Raw genomic sequence first — 16,908 nt, forward strand, 5'->3', positions numbered from 1 at the left:
CATCGCATGACGGGGTGGCCGCCCCGACCGGGCGGCCACCCCGTCCGCGTGTCCGCCCCCGGGACGGCCGTCCCCGGCCCGACCCCCACCGACCAGGAGATGCTTCCCATGGAGACGAACCGCGCCCCCGAGGACCCGACCACCGCCCACGCCCCGCAGACCTCGGACGACACCGGCCGCCGTCGCGTGCTCCTGAAGCTCTCGGGCGAGGTGTTCGGCGGCGGCAAGATCGGCGTGGACCCGGAGACCGTCCGTGGCATCGCCGAGCAGATCGCCGCCGCGGCGGACCAGGTGGAGATCGCGATCGTCGTCGGCGGCGGCAACTTCTTCCGTGGCGCGGAGCTGTCCGAGAACGGGATGGACCGCCGCCGGGCCGACTACATGGGCATGCTCGGCACCGTGATGAACTGCCTGGCCCTGCAGGACTTCCTCATCCAGGCCGGGGTCACCACGCGCGTGCAGTCCGCCATCCACATGGAGCAGGTGGCGGAGTCCTACATCCCGCTGCGCGCCATCCGCCACATGCAGAAGGGCCGCGTCGTGATCTTCGGCGCCGGCACCGGCCTGCCCTACTTCTCCACGGACACCGTGGCGGCCCAGCGCGCCCTCGAGGTCGGGGCGGACGAGGTCCTGATGGCCAAGTCCGGCGTGGACGGCGTCTACACCGCGGACCCCAAGAAGGACCCCACCGCCGAGCGCCTCACGCACCTGACCTACGACGAGGCGCTGCTGCGGAACATCCGCGTGATGGACCTGACGGCCATGACCATGTGCAAGGACAACAACCTGGACATGCGCGTGTTCGGCATGGAGGGCCCGGGCAACGTGACCCGCGCCCTGCTCGGCGAGCCGATCGGCACCACCGTCACCGTCTGAGGCGCGCCGCGTAGGATGGCGGCAGACCTGATCCACCACACCGAGGAGACACCGTGATCCAGGAGACCCTGCAGTCCGCCGAAGAGCAGATGGACCGCACCATCGAGGCCACGCGTGAGGACTTCGTCTCCGTGCGCACCGGCCGCGCCAACCCGGGCCTCTACTCCAAGGTGATGGTCGACTACTACGGCTCGTTCACCCCGCTGCAGCAGCTGGCGTCCTTCACCACCACGGACGCCCGCACGCTGCTCATCACGCCGTTCGACCAGTCGGCCCTGCGCAACATCGAGAAGGCCCTGTCCGAGTCTGAGGTCGGCGCGAACCCGTCCAACGACGGCAAGGTCATCCGCATCGTGATGCCGGAGCTGACCGCGGAGCGCCGCAAGGAGTACGTGAAGCTGGTCAAGTCCAAGGCGGAGGAGCACAAGATCTCCGTGCGCAATGCCCGCCGCAAGGCCAAGGAGGCCATGGACAAGGCCGTCAAGGACGGCGAGGTCGGCGAGGACGAGGGCGCCCGCGGCGAGAAGGAGCTGGACGCGCTCACCAAGCGCCACGTCGAGCTCATCGACGAGATGGCCAAGAACAAGGAGCAGGAGCTGCTGGAGGTCTGATCCTCCCGCCGTCTGAGCTCGCCCCATGACCTCCGCCGTGTCCACCTCGCCCGCACCCCCGCGCGGCGGCCGCGACCTCAAGTCCGCCGTCCTCGTGGGGGTGGGGCTGCTGGCGACGGCCCTGGTCGGCCTCTTCTGGTTCGACTGGCTGCTGGTCGTGCTCGTGGTCGCCCTGCTGGTCGGCGCGGTGTCCGAGATCGCGACGGCGGTACGCGGCATCGGCCTGGACGTGCCGCGGCCCCCGCTCTGGGTGGCTGCGGCGGTCCTGCCGCTGACGGCGTGGCGGTGGGGGGTGCCGGGGCTGTTCGTCGCCCTCGTGGCGTGCCTGGCCCTGGTGGCCGTGTGGACAGCGCTGACGCGCCGGCGCCCGGCGGGCCAGTTCATGCTCGCGGGCGTGTTCATCGTGCTGTGGGCGCCGTTCCTGCTCTCCTTCGCCGCGGCGCTCCTGGACGAGCCGCTGGGGCACCGCATGGTGGCGGTCCTGCTGCTGATGGTGGTCTCCAACGACACGTTCGGCTACATCGTGGGCTACCGCTTCGGCCGCACCCCGATCGCCCCGCGCATCAGCCCCAAGAAGTCCTGGGAGGGCCTGGCCGGCTCCCTGGCGGGCTCGGTGCTGGTGGGCGTCGTCGCCGTCCCCGTGCTGGTCGGCCAGCCGTGGTGGGTCGGCGCCGTCCTCGGCGTGACCACCGTCGCCGCCGCCACCTCGGGGGACTTCTCCGAGTCCATGGTCAAGCGTGAGCTCGGCATCAAGGACATGTCCTCCGCCCTGCCCGGCCACGGCGGCGTGATGGACCGCCTGGACTCCCTCGTGTTCGCCTCGCCGGTGGCCTACACCGTGCTGGCGCTGCCCCTGACCTGATCCACCCCTCGACCCGGCACGTCCGGGACCCGCACCGCAGGAGACGCCCATGACCCCCCGCACCACCCCGGACGCCGAGCCGGTCTTCGAGCTCGTCGAGCAGGACGAGATCGGCTACGAGACCACCCACGTGGACGCCTTCATGGCGCGTGCCCGTGAGGCACGCGACGGCGGTGCCCCGCTGACGGCGGAGGAGGTGCGCCAGGCCCGCTTCGCGACCGTCAACGGCGGCTACGCCACGGACGAGGTGGATGACGAGCTGGACCGCCTCGAAGAGGAGCTGGCCGCCGCCGAGCGTCAGGCCTTCGTCGCCGAGCGCGGGGACGAGGACTGGGCCGCAGACCTCGAGGAGCGCGTGGCCGAGCTCGTGGCCCGTGCCGACCGGGCCCCGGCGGAGCGCTTCCGCCGCCCCTCCCGCGCGGACGCCGTGAGCTACGACGTGGACCAGGTGGACGCGCTCGTGGACCGCCTGCGCGTCACCCTGGCCGGTGCGGAGGACTCGACGGATCCCGACGCCGAAGGCGGGCTGACCGCGGACGACGTGCGCCGCGCGGCGTTCGGCGAGGCCGAGGGTGCCGCCGGCTACGAGGAGGGCCAGGTCGACGCCTACCTTGACGCCGCCGTCGACGTGCTGCTGCGCCGCGCCTGACACCCGGCCCTCGCGCGGCGGCCCCGGGAGAGTGGCGCAGATCACACTGAAGTGATTACAATCACACCACCGAGACGCCGCGCGCTCCACCCCTGCTCGCGCATGCGTACAACTCCCTCGCCCCGCACCGTGGGCGTCGATCGGAAGGCAGTCCAGTGACCCTCGTGGACCACACCCGTCCCACCGGCGGACAGTCCGCCGGCTCTCCGCCCCCGGCGGGCCCGGCCGAGGCCGTGATGCTCCAGGTGCTCGACACGGAGGGCCGCCGCCGTCCGCAGCCGGAGCTCGACCCGTGGATCGAGGACGTCGACGCCGCCGCCCTCGCCGCGCTGTACCGCCAGATGGCCGTGGTCCGTCGCCTCGACGTCGAGGCCACGCACCTGCAGCGTCAGGGCGAGCTGGCCCTGTGGCCGCCGCTGCTGGGCCAGGAGGCCGCCCAGGTGGGCTCCGCCGTCGCGCTGCGCCCGGACGACTTCGTCTTCCCGTCCTACCGCGAGAACGGCGTGGCCCTGCTGCGCGGCGTCCCCGCGCTGGACCTGCTGCGGGTGTGGCGCGGCTCCACGTTCTCGAGCTGGGACCCGAACGAGACGCGGGTGGCCACCCAGCAGATCATCATCGGCGCGCAGGCCCTGCACGCCGTCGGCTACGCGATGGGCGTCCAGCGGGACCAGGCGGACGTCGCCACGATCGTCTACTTCGGCGACGGCGCCACGAGCCAGGGCGACGTCAACGAGGCCATGGTCTTCAGCGCCTCCTACCAGGCGCCCGTGGTGTTCTTCTGCCAGAACAACCACTGGGCCATCTCCGAGCCCGTGCGCCTGCAGACCCGCCGCAGCATCGCGGACCGCCCGTGGGGCTTCGGCATCCCGTCGATGCGCGTGGACGGCAACGACGTCCTGGCCGTGCTCGCCGCAACCCGCGCCGCCGTCGAGCGCGCGGCCGACGGGGGCGGCCCCACGTTCGTCGAGGCCGTCACCTACCGCATGGGTCCACACACCACCGCGGACGACCCCACCCGCTACCGGGACGACGCCGAGCTCGAGGCCTGGAAGGCCCGTGACCCGCTGACCCGCGTGGAGGCGCACCTGCGCACCCTCGACGTGGACGTGGACGCCGTGCTTGCACAGGCCCAGGCCGAGGCCGACGAGCTGGCAGCGGAGGTCCGCCGTGCCCTCGAGGCGCTCGAGGAGGACGGCGCGGACAGGCTCTTCGACGAGATCTACGCGGAGCCCCACCAGGAGCTCGAGCGGCAGCGCCGCGAGCACGCCCTCTACCTGCAGCAGTTCGACGACGAGGAGGCGGGCGCGTGAGCGAGCGCATGACCTTCGGCCGTGCGATCAACCGCGGCCTGCACCGTGCCCTGGCCGACGACCCCAAGGTCCTGCTCATGGGCGAGGACATCGGCGCCCTCGGCGGCGTGTTCCGCATCACCGACGGCCTGCAGGCCGAGTTCGGCGAGGACCGGGTGCTCGACACCCCGCTGGCCGAGTCCGGCATCGTGGGCACGGCCATCGGCCTGGCGATGCGCGGCTACCGGCCCGTCGTCGAGATCCAGTTCGACGGCTTCGTGTACCCGGCGTTCGACCAGATCGTGGCGAACCTGGCCAAGCTGCGCGCCCGCACCCGCGGCGCCGTGCCGATGCCGGTGACCATCCGCATCCCCTTCGGCGGCGGCATCGGCTCCCCGGAGCACCACTCCGAGTCGCCCGAGGCCTACTTCCTGCACACCGCGGGTCTGCGCGTGGTCTCCCCGTCCTCCCCGCAGGAGGGGTACGACCTCATCCGCGCCGCGATCGCCTCGGAGGACCCGGTGGTCTACCTCGAGCCCAAGCGTCGCTACCACGACAAGGGCGACGTGGACCTGGGCGTCGCGATCCCGCCGATGAGCCCGGCCCGCATCCTGCGCGAGGGCCGTGACGCCACGCTCGTGGCCTACGGCCCGCTCGTGAAGACCGCCCTGCAGGCCGCCGAGGTGGCGGCCGAGGAGGGTGTCGAGGTCGAGGTGGTCGACCTGCGCAGCCTGTCCCCGCTGGACACCGGCCTCGTCGAGTCCTCGGTGCGGCGCACCGGTCGGCTCGTCGTGGCGCACGAGGCCTCCCGCACGGGCGGCCTCGGCGCCGAGCTCGTGGCCACGGTGGCCGAGCGCGCGTTCCATTGGCTCGAGGCCCCGCCGGTGCGCGTCACCGGCATGGACGTGCCCTACCCGCCGTCCAAGCTCGAGCACCTGCACCTGCCGGACCTCGACCGCATCCTCGACGGCCTGGACCGTGCTCTGGGCCGGCCGAATTCGCTGGACTCCGTGGACGCGTTCGCCGCCCCCGAGACCGCCGAGCAGTTCCTCGCCGCCCAGAACGCCGGGGAGGAGACCCGATGAGCCAGAAGACCTTCCGCCTGCCCGACCTCGGCGAGGGCCTGACCGAGTCCGAGATCGTGACGTGGCGCGTGGCCGAGGGCGACGCGGTGACCGTGAACCAGGTGCTCGCCGACGTCGAGACGGCCAAGGCCGTGGTCGAGGTCTCCAGCCCGTTCGCGGGCGTCGTCGCGGCCCTGCACGGCGCCGAGGGCGAGACCCTCGAGGTCGGCGCGCCCCTGGTGACCTTCACCCTCGAGGGCGCCGAGCCCGACGTCGGCGGGCCCGCCGAGGCCGACGGCCGCGTGCCCACCCTCGTCGGCTACGGCGCCGCGCCGGACACCGGCAAGCCCGGCCGCCGTGCGCGGCGCGGCTCCGCGGCCCCGGCGACATCGGCCGCCCCGGCGGGCGAGCCCGCCCGCGGACAGGCGCCGTCCACGTCGGAGGCGGCCCCGGCCGGTGCCGGGCGCCCGCAGCCCGAGGCCGCCGAGCCCGTCCGCGCGGACGCGGCCCCGGAAGCGGTGCGGGGCGCGGCGTCGGGCGAGCGGCCCCGCTGCACCCCGCCCGTGCGCCTGTACGCGCGCCGCGCGGGCGTGGATCTGGAACAGGTCACCGGCACCGGCGTGGGCGGGGTCATCACCCGCGCGGACGTCGAGGCGTTCCTGGCCGGGGGCGGGCAGCCCGCGGCCGCGGCGACGCCGCCGCAGTCCGGCGCCGAGTCGGGCTCGACCGGGGGCGTCCGCACCCTGGGCGGCCGCCCGCGCACCGAGGCCGTGCCGGTCAAGGGCGTGCGGAAGGCGACGGCGGCGGCCATGGTGCAGTCCGCGTTCACCGCCCCGCACGTGACCGAGTTCCTGCAGGTGGACGTCACCGAGACCATGGAGCTGCTCGCCGAGCTCAAGGCCTCCCGCGAGTTCCGGGACGTCAAGCTCACGCCCATGACGCTCGCCGCCAAGGCGTGCCTCGTGGCGATGGAGCGCACCCCGGACGTCAACGCCCGCTGGGACGAGGCCGCCGGAGCGATCGTGCAGCAGAACTTCGTCAACCTCGGCTTCGCCGCGGCCACCCCCCGCGGGCTGATGGTGCCGAACGTCAAGGACGCCCAGGCGATGAGCCTGGCGGAGCTGGCGGACGCCATCCGCGACCTCACCGGACTCGCCCGCGAGGGGAAGCTGTCCCCGGCGGACCTGGCCGGCGGCACCTTCACGCTCACGAACGTCGGCGTGTTCGGCGTGGACGCGGGCACCCCGATCATCAACCCGGGCGAGGGGGCGATCATCGCGATCGGCCAGGTCCGGCGGATGCCGTGGGAGCACCGCGGCGAGATCGCCCTGCGGGACGTCATGACGCTGTCCCTCTCGTTCGACCACCGCTTCGTGGACGGCGAGCAGGGCTCCCGCTTCCTCGCGGACGTCGGTGCCCTCCTGCGCCGTCCGGGCCTGACCCTGACCATGGTCTGACCGCGTCGGACGCGCCGCGGCCCCGCCCCCCGATCACCGGGGGGGCGGGGCCGTCGTCGTCGCTGGGATCAGTGCGGGCCGCAGGCGCTGCGGGGCCGCGGGGCGCGCTCAGTCGGCGGCGGGCAGTTCCATCACGAGCTCGGTGATGACCTCAGCGCGGGCGTTGGAGAAGACCTTCTCCTTACCGACGGTCTCGAAGCCGCGGCGGGAGAGCACCTTCACGGAGCCCACGTTGTCCTCGGGGACGTGCGCCCGCAGTGGGCGGGCGGTGTGCTCCTCGAGGAACCGGTCCACGGCCGCGGTCGTCAGGCCCAGGCCCCAGTAGTCCTGCGCGGTCCAGAAGGACAGCTCGCCCACGCCGTCCTGCTGGGTGCACACGAGGGCGCCCGCGGCGCGGCCCTCGTGCTCGATGGTCCGCACAATGGTGTCCTCGTCCCCGAGCAGGTGGGCCCAGTGGTAGTCGAAAACGCCGCGGTCCCGGGGGTTGCGGGGGGCGAAGGCGGACATCAGGTTGGCCTGCTCGTCCTGCTGGTGGAGGAAGAACTCGTCCAGATCCTCGGGTCGGACGTCACGAAGAAGCACGGCGGTGGACCTCTCGGGGCGGGGTTCGACGGCGTCCGCCGTCACGGTACCGGCCACCGTACCACCGGGCACGACGCCGGCCCGCCGGGCCGGTGCCGCCCGCTCAGTCCTCGCCGGGCAACGGTCCGGGGGCCGTGGCCGCGTCCCAGGCCATGGCCGCGAGGGTCGCGCGGCGGGCCGCGCGGTCGGCCGCGGTGCGCCGCACTGAGCGGGGGGTGGAGTTGAGCAGGCCCAGCACGGCCTGGGCGCGGAACACGGCGGTGGCCTGGTCCTCGTGGGGGTGGACGACCTGCAGCTGGCGCGCCCACACGTCGATGTAGGCGCGCTGGGTGCGCGTGATGGCCGTGCGTGCGCCGTCGGGCAGGGCGGACATGTCGCGGTCCTGCACGCGGATCACGTCGCGCTGGGCGAGGGCGAAGTCCGCCTGGAAGCCGATGAGGGCCCGCAGGGTCTCCGCCCCCGGCGCGTGCTGCGCCTCGGCGGCCAGCCCGCCGTTGAGCAGGTCCTGTGAGGCCGTGTCGAGGATCGCCGTGAGCACGGCGGCCTTGCCGGCGAAGTGGCGGTAGATGGCGGGTCCGCTGATCCCGACGGCGGCGCCGATGTCCTCGAGGCGGACCGCGTCGAAGCCCCGGGCTGCGAACAGTCGCGCCGCGGCCGCGAGCAGGTCCACCCGGCGTCGGGCCTTGGCGGCCTCCCGGGCGGTCGGCGGGGTCGCCGGGGCGGCGGGGGACGCGGGATCGGCGGCGGGCATGGGATCCACTGTAGGGCGGGACGAGGCGCGCCGGGCGCCCGGTCGACGTCGGTGACGATCGTCACTACACTGAGGCTCAGTTCAGTTAGTCGTCATTCACTGAAGGGGGTCTCATGACCGCCAGCATCCCGGCCCCGGCCGCGCAGTCCGCGCCCACCGTGGCCGAGCGCAACGCGGCCGGCCATGCCCGGCTCGAGCAGGAGCTCGCCGACCTCGTCGCCCGCACGTCGCTCGGCGGGCCCGAGCGCTCGCGCGAGCGCCACACCGGCCGCGGCAAGCTGCTGGTGCGGGACCGCATCGACGCGCTGCTCGACGAGGGCTCGCCCTTCCTCGAGGTCGGCGCGCTGGCCGCGCACGGCATGTACGGCGGGGACAGCCCCGCCGCCGGCGTCGTGGCGGGCATCGGCCTGGTCCACGGCCGCCTCGTGATGGTGGTGGGCAACGACGCCACCGTGAAGGGCGGCACCTACTACCCCATGACGGTGAAGAAGCACCTGCGGGCCCAGGAGATCGCCCTGGAGAACCGCCTGCCGTGCATCTACCTCGTGGACTCCGGCGGCGCGTTCCTGCCCCGCCAGGACGAGGTCTTCCCGGACCGCGAGCACTTCGGCCGCATCTTCCGGAACCAGGCGCTGCTCTCCTCGCAGCGCATCCCGCAGCTGGCCGCGGTGTGCGGCTCCTCCACGGCGGGCGGCGCGTACGTGCCGGCCATGTCGGACGAGACCGTGATCGTGCGCGAGCAGGGCACCATCTTCCTCGGCGGCCCCCCGCTCGTGAAGGCCGCGATCGGGGAGGACATCTCGCCCGAGGACCTCGGCGGCGGCCGGCTGCACGCCGAGCGCTCCGGCGTCGCGGACCACCTGGCGGACGACGACCTGCACGCCATGCAGATCCTCCGGGACATCGTGGCCACCCTGCCCCCGGCCGAGGCGCCGGCCTGGGAGGTCGCCCCCGCCGCGGAGCCCGCCAAGGACCCGGCCGAGCTGACCAGCGTCGTGCCCGTGGACGTGAACACCCCCTACGACGTGCGCGAGGTGATCGACCGCCTCGTGGACGGCGGCTCCGTCCACGAGTTCAAACCCCTCCACGGCACCACCCTGGTCACCGCGTTCGCACGGATCGACGGCCATCCCGTGGGTGTCCTCGCCAACAACGGCATCCTGTTCGGCGACTCCGCCCGCAAGGGTGCGCACTTCATCGAACTGTGCGACCAGCGCGGCATCCCGCTGCTGTTCCTGCAGAACATCTCCGGCTTCATGGTGGGCCGGGACGCGGAGACCGGCGGCATCGCGCGCGACGGCGCCAAGATGGTCACCGCCGTCGCCACCGCCCGCGTGCCCAAGCTGACCGTGGTGATCGGCGGCTCGTTCGGCGCCGGCAACTACGCGATGTGCGGCCGCGCCTACTCACCCCGCTTCCTGTGGATGTGGCCGAACGCGCGCATCTCCGTGATGGGCGGCCCGCAGGCCTCCTCCGTGCTCACGCAGATCAAGCAGGACCAGCGGGCCGCCGCGGGGGAGGAGCCGATGTCCTCCGAGGAGGTCGAGGCCTTCCAGGCGCCGGTCCGTCGGCAGTACGAGGACCAGGGCAGCCCCCTGTACTCCACCGCCCGCCTCTGGGACGACGGGGTGATCACCCCCGGCCAGACCCGCCGGGTGCTCTCCCTGGCCCTCGACGTCATCTCCCGTTCCCCGCTGCCGGACTCCCGGTTCGGCCTGTTCCGCATGTGAGGCACCCGTGACCGAGAACCACGCCCAGGGGACGCCCCTGTTCGACACCGTGCTGGTGGCCAACCGCGGCGAGATCGCCGTGCGCGTCATCCGCACCCTGCGCCGCCTCGGCATCCGCTCGGTGGCCGTGCACTCCGACGCCGACGCCGACGCGCGGCACGTCCGCGAGGCGGACACGGCGGTCCGCCTCGGCCCGGCCCCGGCCCGCGAGTCGTACCTGGACATCGGCGCCGTCGTCGACGCCGCGCGCCGCACCGGCGCCCAGGCCGTGCACCCCGGCTACGGCTTCCTGTCCGAGAACGCCGACATCGCCCGCGCGCTGGAGGCGGCCGGCATCGTGTTCGTGGGCCCTCCCGTGGGCTCGCTCGACGCGATGGCGGACAAGATCCGCGCGAAGGAGACCGTGGCCGCGTACGACGTGCCGGTGGTCCCCGGCATCCAGGACCCCACGCTCACCGACGCGCAGATCACGGCCGAGGCCGAGCGCGTCGGCTTCCCGCTGCTGATCAAGCCCTCCGCGGGAGGCGGCGGCAAGGGCATGGTGGCCGTGCGCGCCGCCGAGGAGCTGCCCGGCGCCCTCGCCTCGGCCCGGCGCACGGCGCGCTCCGCGTTCGGCGACGACACGCTGCTGCTCGAGCGGCTCATCACCGCGCCCCGGCACGTCGAGGTGCAGGTGTTCGCGGACGCCCACGGCGCCACCGTGCACCTGGGTGAGCGCGAGTGCTCCCTGCAGCGCCGCCACCAGAAGGTGATCGAGGAGGCCCCCGCGCCCCTGCTGACCGGGCTGGCGCACGGGGCCGAGCTCCGCGAGCGCCTGGGCCGGGCCGCCGTGGACGCGGCCGTGTCCGTGGGCTATCGCGGCGCCGGCACCGTCGAGTTCCTCGTCTCGGACGAGAACCCGGACGAGTTCTTCTTCATGGAGATGAACACCCGCCTGCAGGTGGAGCACCCGGTCTCCGAGGAGGTCGTCCGGGTGCGCGGACAGCGCCTGGACTTCGTGGAGCTGCAGCTGCGCATCGCCGCGGGGGAGCCGCTCGGCTTCGCCCAGGAGGACGTGACCCTCGACGGCGCCGCCGTCGAGGCCCGCGTCTACGCGGAGGACCCCGCGAACGGCTTCCTGCCCTCCACCGGGCCGGTGCTGCGCTGGCGCGAGCCCGCCGGAGAGGGCGTCCGCGTCGACACGCTCCTGCTGCCCTCCCGGCCGACCGAGGAGCGCGCGTTCGGCTCTGGGCCCGCCACCGCCGTCGGCGCCGTGGACCCCGTGGACGTCGACGGCGCTCAGCCCGAGATCACCGGCTTCTACGACCCGATGATCGCCAAGCTCATCACCCGCGGCGCCGACCGCACCGAGGCCCTCGAGCGGCTCGACGCCGCGCTCGCGGACACCGTGCTGTTCGGCGTCCGCTCCAACCTGGGCTGGCTGCGCGAGCTCGCTGCCCGCACGGATGTGCGGACCGGCCGGCTCACCACCGAGCTGATCGACGGCCTCGAGGCGTGGACCGCCCCCGCGCTGCCCGAGGACCTCGCCGCGCTCGCGGCCGAGGCCCTGGCCGACGTGTCCGAGGACGCGGCCGCCGCCGAACGCCGCGCGGCCGGCACCGCGTGGGCCCGGGCGGACGGCTGGCGCGGCGCGGGCGCCCCGCAGCCCGGGATGCGCGTCCGGGTGGGGGACGAGGACCGGATCCTCACCGCCCCCGCCGCCGACGCCGAGGTGGACGAGGACGCCGGAGCCCTGGCGGGTGTCAACCTCCTGGCCGGTGACCCGCGGGACCCGCGCTCGGCGTGGCTGCACCGCGACGGCGCCGCGTGGCAGGTCCGCCGCCTCACCCGGGCCGAGGTGGTCGAGGCCGCCCGCGCGGCCGCGGCCGCGCGCCGTGCTCCGGCCGGCGCAGCGTCGCCCGAGGCACGCACGCCCATGCCGGGCACCGTCGTCGCCGTGTCCGTGGACACCGGGGACACCGTGGCCGCGGGCCAGGAGCTGGCGGTGGTCGAGGCCATGAAGATGGAGCACCCCGTCACGGCCGCCGTCGCCGGCGTCGTGACCGTCCACGTCGCCGAGGGCGACGCCGTGGCCGCGCAGGCGTTGATCGCCGTCGTCGAACCCGTCGAGCACGCAGCACCCGCAGAGAACACCTGAGAACAGGAGAGGACCATGAGCACCAAGCACCGCACCCTGCCCGCCCTCGAGGAGGACTACCAGGTCCTCTCCGACACCGTCCGCGAGTTCGCCGACGAGGTCGTGGCCCCGGTCTCCGCCGAGCTGGACGCCAAGCACGAGTTCCCGTACGAGATCGTGGCCCAGATGGGCGAGATGGGCCTGTTCGGCCTGCCGTTCCCCGAGGAGTACGGCGGCATGGGCGGCGACTACTTCGCCCTGGCCCTGGCGCTCGAGCAGCTCGGCCGCGTCAACCAGTCCGTGGCCATCACCCTCGAGGCCGGCGTCTCCCTGGGCGCCATGCCGCTGCTGAAGTTCGGCACCGAGGAGCAGAAGCAGCGCTGGCTGCCGGACCTCGTGGCCGGCACGCACCTGGCCGGCTTCGGCCTCACCGAGCCGGGCGCGGGCTCCGACGCCGGCGGCACCCAGACCACCGCCGCGCTCGAGGACGGCCAGTGGCGCATCAACGGCGCCAAGGAGTTCATCACCAATTCCGGCACGGACATCACCTCGCTCATCACCGTCACCGCCGTGACCGGCACCGTGGAGGGCAGGACCGGCCATGACGGCCGCCCCGCCAAGGAGATCTCCACGATCCTCGTGCCCGCCGGCACCGAGGGCTTCTCCGTGGCCAAGGCCTACGACAAGGTCGGCTGGAACTCCTCGGACACCCACGCCCTGCACTTCACGGACGCGCGCGTGCCGGAGGAGAACCTGCTGGGCGCCCGCGGCCGCGGCTTCGCCAACTTCCTCGAGATCCTGGACGAGGGCCGCATCGCCATCGCGGCCCTGGCCACCGGCGCGGCCCAGGGATGCGTGGACGAGTCGGTCGCCTACGCCAAGCAGCGGACCTCGTTCGGCCAGAAGATCGGGCAGTTCCAGGCCGTGTCCTTCAAGATCGCCCGCATGCAGGCCCGCGCGCACGCCGCCCGCCTGGCCTACTACGAGGCCGCCCAGAAGATGCTGGCCGGCAAGCCGTTCAAGACCGAGGCCGCCATGGCCAAGCTGATCGCCGGCGAGGCCGCCATGGACAACGCCCGGGACGCCACCCAGGTGTTCGGCGGCTACGGCTTCATGAACGAGACCCTCGTGGCCCGTCACTACCGCGACTCCAAGATCCTCGAGGTCGGCGAGGGCACCACCGAGGTGCAGCTCATGCTGATCGCCCGCGAGCTGGGCCTCTGACGTGACGGAACGCGTCGAGATCGAGCAGCGGGGCCGCTACGCGGACGAGCTGGCGGTCGGTCAGGTCTACCTGCACCGGCCCGGCCGCACGCTCACTGAGGCGGACAACGTGCTGTTCACCACCCTCACCATGAACCCGCAGGCCCTGCACCTGGACCACGCGTACGCGGCGGCCCAGCCGTTCGGCCGACCGCTGGTCAACTCGATGCTGTCGCTGTCCACCCTGGTGGGCCTCGCCGTCGGGCAGACCACGCAGGGCACGCTCGTGGCCCAGCTCGGCCTGGGGGAGATCGCGTTCCCGAAGCCGGTCTTCCACGGGGACACGCTCTACGGGCGCTCCGAGGTCACCGCGATCCGCGAGTCCTCCTCGCGGCCGGGGCAGCGGATCGTCACGTTCGCGATGACGGGGGAGAACCAGCACGGCGACGTCGTCGTCCGCGCCCAGCGCACGTGCCTGATGTGGACCGCGCAGGCGCACGCGGAGGCCAAGGCGAAGGCCGCCGACGCCGCAGGGACGGGAGAGCGGGCATGAGCGCGCTGAGCCTCGGACCGGCCGTCATGTTCACCCCGGCGGACCGCCCCGAGCGGTACGCCACGGCGCTCGAACGCGCGGACGCGGTGATCCTCGACCTCGAGGACGCCGTCATCCCGGAGGCCCGGCCCGCCGCGCGGGACGCCGTCGCGGCGGCCTGGGCGGGGCGGGCGACGGGCGGGGTCGACGGCGGCCCGCTGGACGAGGACCGCGTGGTGGTGCGCGTGAACCCCGCGGGCACCGCGGACCACGACGCCGACCTGGCCATGCTCGCCGGGACGGGCTGGCGCACGCTCATGCTCGCCAAGGCCGAGTCCGCCGCGCAGGTGGACGGGGTCGTCGCCGCCCTCGGACCGCAGACCCGCGTCGTCGCCCTGTGCGAGACCGCGGCCGGGATCCTCGCCGCCGCCGAACTGGCCGCCCACCCGCACGTGGGTGCGCTGATGTGGGGCGCCGAGGACCTCGTGGCGTCGATGGGCGGCAGCTCCTCCCGCACCCCCGAGGGCGCCTACCGCTCCGTGGTCCAGCACGCCCGCGCGACGGTGCTGCTGGCGGCGGCCGCCCACGGCGCGGCCGCATGGGACGCCGTCCACCTGGACCTCGGCGACGAGGCCGGGCTGGCCGCCGAGGCCGAGGACGCCGTCGCCCTGGGCTGCACCGCGACCGTGTGCCTGCACCCGCGCCAGGTGCCCGTCGTGCGCTCCGCCTACACGCCCGCCCCGGAGGCCGTCGAGCGCGCCCGGCGCGTCCTCGCCGCGGCCGAGGGCCGACACGGGGCCTTCGAGCTGGACGGGACGATGGTCGACGAGGTGGTCCTCGCCCAGGCCCGCGCGGTCCTGCGCCGCGCGGACGCGGCCCGGCCCGCGAGTCCCTGACCGGCTCCTCGGCGGCCCCGTGCCCCGGCGGCCCCGTGCCGTCGGGGCGCGGCCGTGTCCGCGCGTCTGCACACCGGGGCTGTCACATGGGCGCACGGCCCAGGGGCGCGCTTGACGGCGCACCGCCTCGCCCGCAAGAGTGTGGTTGTCATCACAGTGATCTGTCTCACACTGATTCGTCCCACGCACCCCGGAGGGCCCATGTCATCCAGCGAGCCCACGGCGCCGGTCCCCACGGCCGCGCAGTTCCGCGCCGCGCAGCAGTCCGAGGAGTTCATCGAGCTCCGGCGCACCCACCGATCCTTCGCCTTCCCCATGACCGTGGCGTTCTTCGTCTGGTACCTGGTGTTCGTGATCGCCGGCGCGTTCTTCCCCGAGTTCATGTCCATCCGCCTCGGCGGCAACATCACCTTGGGCCTGGTCCTCGGACTGCTGCAGTTCGTCACCACGTTCCTGATCACCTTCGCCTACGTCCGCTACTCGAACCGGACCCTGGACCCCCGCGCCACGGCGCTGCGTGAGCGCCTCGAGCGCGAGTCCGCCGGCGCCCACGAGAACCCGGAGGCCACGCGATGAGCGCTTCGACCCCCCTGCTCCAGGCCGCCGCGCAGACGGTCGGCAACCCCGCCGTGAACATCGGCATCTTCGCGGCGTTCGTCGTGGTCACCCTCGTGATCGTGATCCGTGCGTCCAAGACCAACGCGTCGTCGGCGGACTACTACGCCGGTGGCCGCGGCTTCTCCGGCACCCAGAACGGCACGGCCATCGCGGGTGACTACCTCTCCGCCGCCTCGTTCCTCGGCATCGTGGGCGCGATCGCCCTCTACGGCTACGACGGCTTCCTCTACTCGATCGGCTTCCTCGTCGCCTGGCTCGTCGCCCTGCTGCTGGTGGCCGAGCTGCTGCGCAACACAGGCCGGTTCACCATGGCGGACGTGCTGTCCTTCCGCCTGCAGCAGCGTCCCGTGCGCATCGCGGCCGCCATCGCCACGATGGCCGTCTGCCTCTTCTACCTCCTGGCCCAGATGGCCGGCGCGGGCGCCCTCGTGGCCCTGCTGCTGAACATCACGGACAAGGCGGGGCAGGCCCTGGTGATCATCGTCGTCGGCGTGCTCATGATCGTCTACGTGCTGATCGGCGGCATGAAGGGCACCACCTACGTGCAGATCATCAAGGCGATCCTGCTGATCGCCGGCGCGGGGGTCATGACCGTGTGGACGCTGGCCCTGTTCGGCTTCGACTTCAACGCCTTGCTGGGGGCCGCCGTCGAGAAGAACCCGAAGGGCGAGGCGATCCTCGAACCGGGCCTGCAGTACGGCGCCAGCGCGCTGACCCGCCTCGACTTCGTGTCCCTGGGCATCGCGCTCGTGCTCGGCACGGCCGGTCTGCCGCACGTGCTCATGCGGTTCTACACGGTGCCCACCGCCAAGGAAGCGCGCAAGTCCGTGGTGTGGGCCATCGTCCTCATCGGCGCGTTCTACCTGTTCACCCTCGTGCTGGGCTACGGCGCCGGCGCGCTGATCGGTCCCGAGCGCATCCTGGCCGCGCCCGGCGGGCAGAACTCCGCGGCCCCGCTGCTGGCGTTCGAGCTCGGCGGCTCCATCCTGCTGGGCCTGATCTCGGCGGTCGCGTTCGCCACCATCCTCGCGGTGGTCGCGGGCCTGGCCATCACGGCGGCAGCGTCCTTCGCCCACGACGTGTACGGCTCCGTGATCGCCAAGCACCCGCTCACCCCGCAGGAGGAGGTGCGGATCGGCAAGATCACCGTGGTGGTGATCGGCGTCCTGGCGATCGTCGGCGGCATCGCCGCCCAGGGCCAGAACGTGGCGTTCCTCGTGGCGCTCGCCTTCGCGGTGGCGGCCTCGGCGAACCTGCCGACCATCCTCTACTCCCTGTTCTGGCGGCGCTTCACCACCCGCGGCGCGGTGTGGTCGATGTACGGCGGACTGCTCTCCGCGATCATCCTGATCGTCCTGTCCCCGGTGATGTCCGGGACGCCGACCTCGATGATCCCGGGCGCGGACTTCGCGGTGTTCCCGCTGAAGAACCCGGGCATCGTCTCCATCCCGCTGGCCTTCTTCCTCGGCTGGCTCGGCTCGGTGACCTCGTCGCGCGCCGAGGACCCGGACAAGCAGGCCGAGATGGAGGTCCGCTCCCTCACCGGCATCGGCGCCGAGAAGCCGGTGCAGCACTGATCCGCGGCTGACCCGGTCCCACGGGGGCCGGCGGGGCGGGACGTCGCGGTGCGGCGTCCGTCCGGCCGGCCCCCCGTCCGTGTCCAGGCCCGGCT

General features: G+C 73.5%; 16 protein-coding genes. 14 read left to right on the top strand and 2 right to left on the bottom strand.

The features are described from left to right. The first annotated feature begins 108 nt into the window (after window positions 1-108). The 7 genes from pyrH to MLUT_RS14955 all read left to right on the top strand — a co-directional run bounded on the left by pyrH (window position 109) and on the right by MLUT_RS14955 (window position 6,808). Window positions 109-876: a UMP kinase gene (gene pyrH, locus MLUT_RS14925; RefSeq protein WP_029248229.1), complete on the top strand. Its 768-nt coding sequence runs from the start codon at window positions 109-111 to the stop codon at window positions 874-876. 53 nt (window positions 877-929) lie between these two features. Beyond that, window positions 930-1,487: a ribosome recycling factor gene (gene frr, locus MLUT_RS14930; RefSeq protein WP_010079155.1), complete on the top strand. Its 558-nt coding sequence runs from the start codon at window positions 930-932 to the stop codon at window positions 1,485-1,487. Window positions 1,488-1,512: 25 nt separating this feature from the next. Next, window positions 1,513-2,349 carry a phosphatidate cytidylyltransferase gene (locus tag MLUT_RS14935; RefSeq protein WP_010079154.1) on the top strand — a complete coding sequence of 279 codons (837 nt, stop codon included), beginning with the start codon at window positions 1,513-1,515 and terminating at the stop codon, window positions 2,347-2,349. A 49-nt stretch (window positions 2,350-2,398) separates the two neighbouring features. Next, window positions 2,399-2,998 carry a DivIVA domain-containing protein gene (locus MLUT_RS14940; protein WP_010079153.1) on the top strand — a complete coding sequence of 200 codons (600 nt, stop codon included), beginning with the start codon at window positions 2,399-2,401 and terminating at the stop codon, window positions 2,996-2,998. 155 nt (window positions 2,999-3,153) lie between these two features. After that, window positions 3,154-4,308, top strand: a complete 1,155-nt coding sequence (gene pdhA, locus MLUT_RS14945; RefSeq protein WP_010079152.1) for a pyruvate dehydrogenase (acetyl-transferring) E1 component subunit alpha — start codon at window positions 3,154-3,156, stop codon at window positions 4,306-4,308. Window positions 4,309-4,316: 8 nt separating this feature from the next. Further along, window positions 4,317-5,372 (top strand): alpha-ketoacid dehydrogenase subunit beta, encoded by a 1,056-nt coding sequence (locus MLUT_RS14950; RefSeq protein WP_043055195.1) that lies wholly within the window; start codon window positions 4,317-4,319, stop codon window positions 5,370-5,372. Then, window positions 5,369-6,808: a dihydrolipoamide acetyltransferase family protein gene (locus MLUT_RS14955; protein ID WP_012750788.1), complete on the top strand. Its 1,440-nt coding sequence runs from the start codon at window positions 5,369-5,371 to the stop codon at window positions 6,806-6,808. The genes MLUT_RS14950 and MLUT_RS14955 overlap by 4 nt, the downstream gene beginning before the upstream one ends. A 108-nt stretch (window positions 6,809-6,916) precedes the next feature. On the opposite strand, the gene MLUT_RS14960 is transcribed toward MLUT_RS14955, so the two are convergent. After that, window positions 6,917-7,435, bottom strand: coding sequence for a GNAT family N-acetyltransferase (locus tag MLUT_RS14960; RefSeq protein ID WP_010079148.1), 519 nt, complete (start codon window positions 7,433-7,435; stop codon window positions 6,917-6,919). Window positions 7,436-7,493: 58 nt separating this feature from the next. Beyond that, on the bottom strand, window positions 7,494-8,141 hold the full coding sequence (locus MLUT_RS14965; protein WP_010079147.1) for a TetR/AcrR family transcriptional regulator: 648 nt from the start codon (window positions 8,139-8,141) through the stop codon (window positions 7,494-7,496). Between the two features lie 113 nt (window positions 8,142-8,254). Here MLUT_RS14965 and MLUT_RS14970 point away from each other — a divergent pair, with 113 nt between their 5' ends. The 7 genes from MLUT_RS14970 to MLUT_RS15000 all read left to right on the top strand — a co-directional run bounded on the left by MLUT_RS14970 (window position 8,255) and on the right by MLUT_RS15000 (window position 16,813). Then, window positions 8,255-9,871 (top strand): carboxyl transferase domain-containing protein, encoded by a 1,617-nt coding sequence (locus MLUT_RS14970; RefSeq protein WP_010079146.1) that lies wholly within the window; start codon window positions 8,255-8,257, stop codon window positions 9,869-9,871. Between the two features lie 7 nt (window positions 9,872-9,878). Beyond that, window positions 9,879-12,008, top strand: a complete 2,130-nt coding sequence (locus MLUT_RS14975; RefSeq protein ID WP_010079145.1) for an acetyl/propionyl/methylcrotonyl-CoA carboxylase subunit alpha — start codon at window positions 9,879-9,881, stop codon at window positions 12,006-12,008. A 15-nt stretch (window positions 12,009-12,023) separates the two neighbouring features. Then, window positions 12,024-13,211, top strand: coding sequence for an acyl-CoA dehydrogenase family protein (locus tag MLUT_RS14980; RefSeq protein WP_012750789.1), 1,188 nt, complete (start codon window positions 12,024-12,026; stop codon window positions 13,209-13,211). A gap of 1 nt (window position 13,212) precedes the next feature. Further along, a complete protein-coding gene (locus MLUT_RS14985) occupies window positions 13,213-13,743 on the top strand; it encodes a MaoC family dehydratase (RefSeq protein WP_010079143.1) in 531 nt (176 codons plus the stop codon). After that, on the top strand, window positions 13,740-14,618 hold the full coding sequence (locus MLUT_RS14990) for an HpcH/HpaI aldolase/citrate lyase family protein (protein WP_010079142.1): 879 nt from the start codon (window positions 13,740-13,742) through the stop codon (window positions 14,616-14,618). The genes MLUT_RS14985 and MLUT_RS14990 overlap by 4 nt, the downstream gene beginning before the upstream one ends. A 201-nt stretch (window positions 14,619-14,819) precedes the next feature. Beyond that, complete coding sequence (locus MLUT_RS14995; protein WP_010079141.1) at window positions 14,820-15,194, top strand: DUF485 domain-containing protein; 375 nt, start codon at window positions 14,820-14,822, stop codon at window positions 15,192-15,194. Continuing rightward, window positions 15,191-16,813 (top strand): monocarboxylic acid transporter, encoded by a 1,623-nt coding sequence (locus tag MLUT_RS15000; RefSeq protein WP_010079140.1) that lies wholly within the window; start codon window positions 15,191-15,193, stop codon window positions 16,811-16,813. The genes MLUT_RS14995 and MLUT_RS15000 overlap by 4 nt, the downstream gene beginning before the upstream one ends. Window positions 16,814-16,908 lie beyond the last annotated feature (95 nt).

The organism is Micrococcus luteus NCTC 2665 (assembly GCF_000023205.1).
Classification (GTDB): Bacteria; Actinomycetota; Actinomycetes; order Actinomycetales; family Micrococcaceae; genus Micrococcus; species Micrococcus luteus.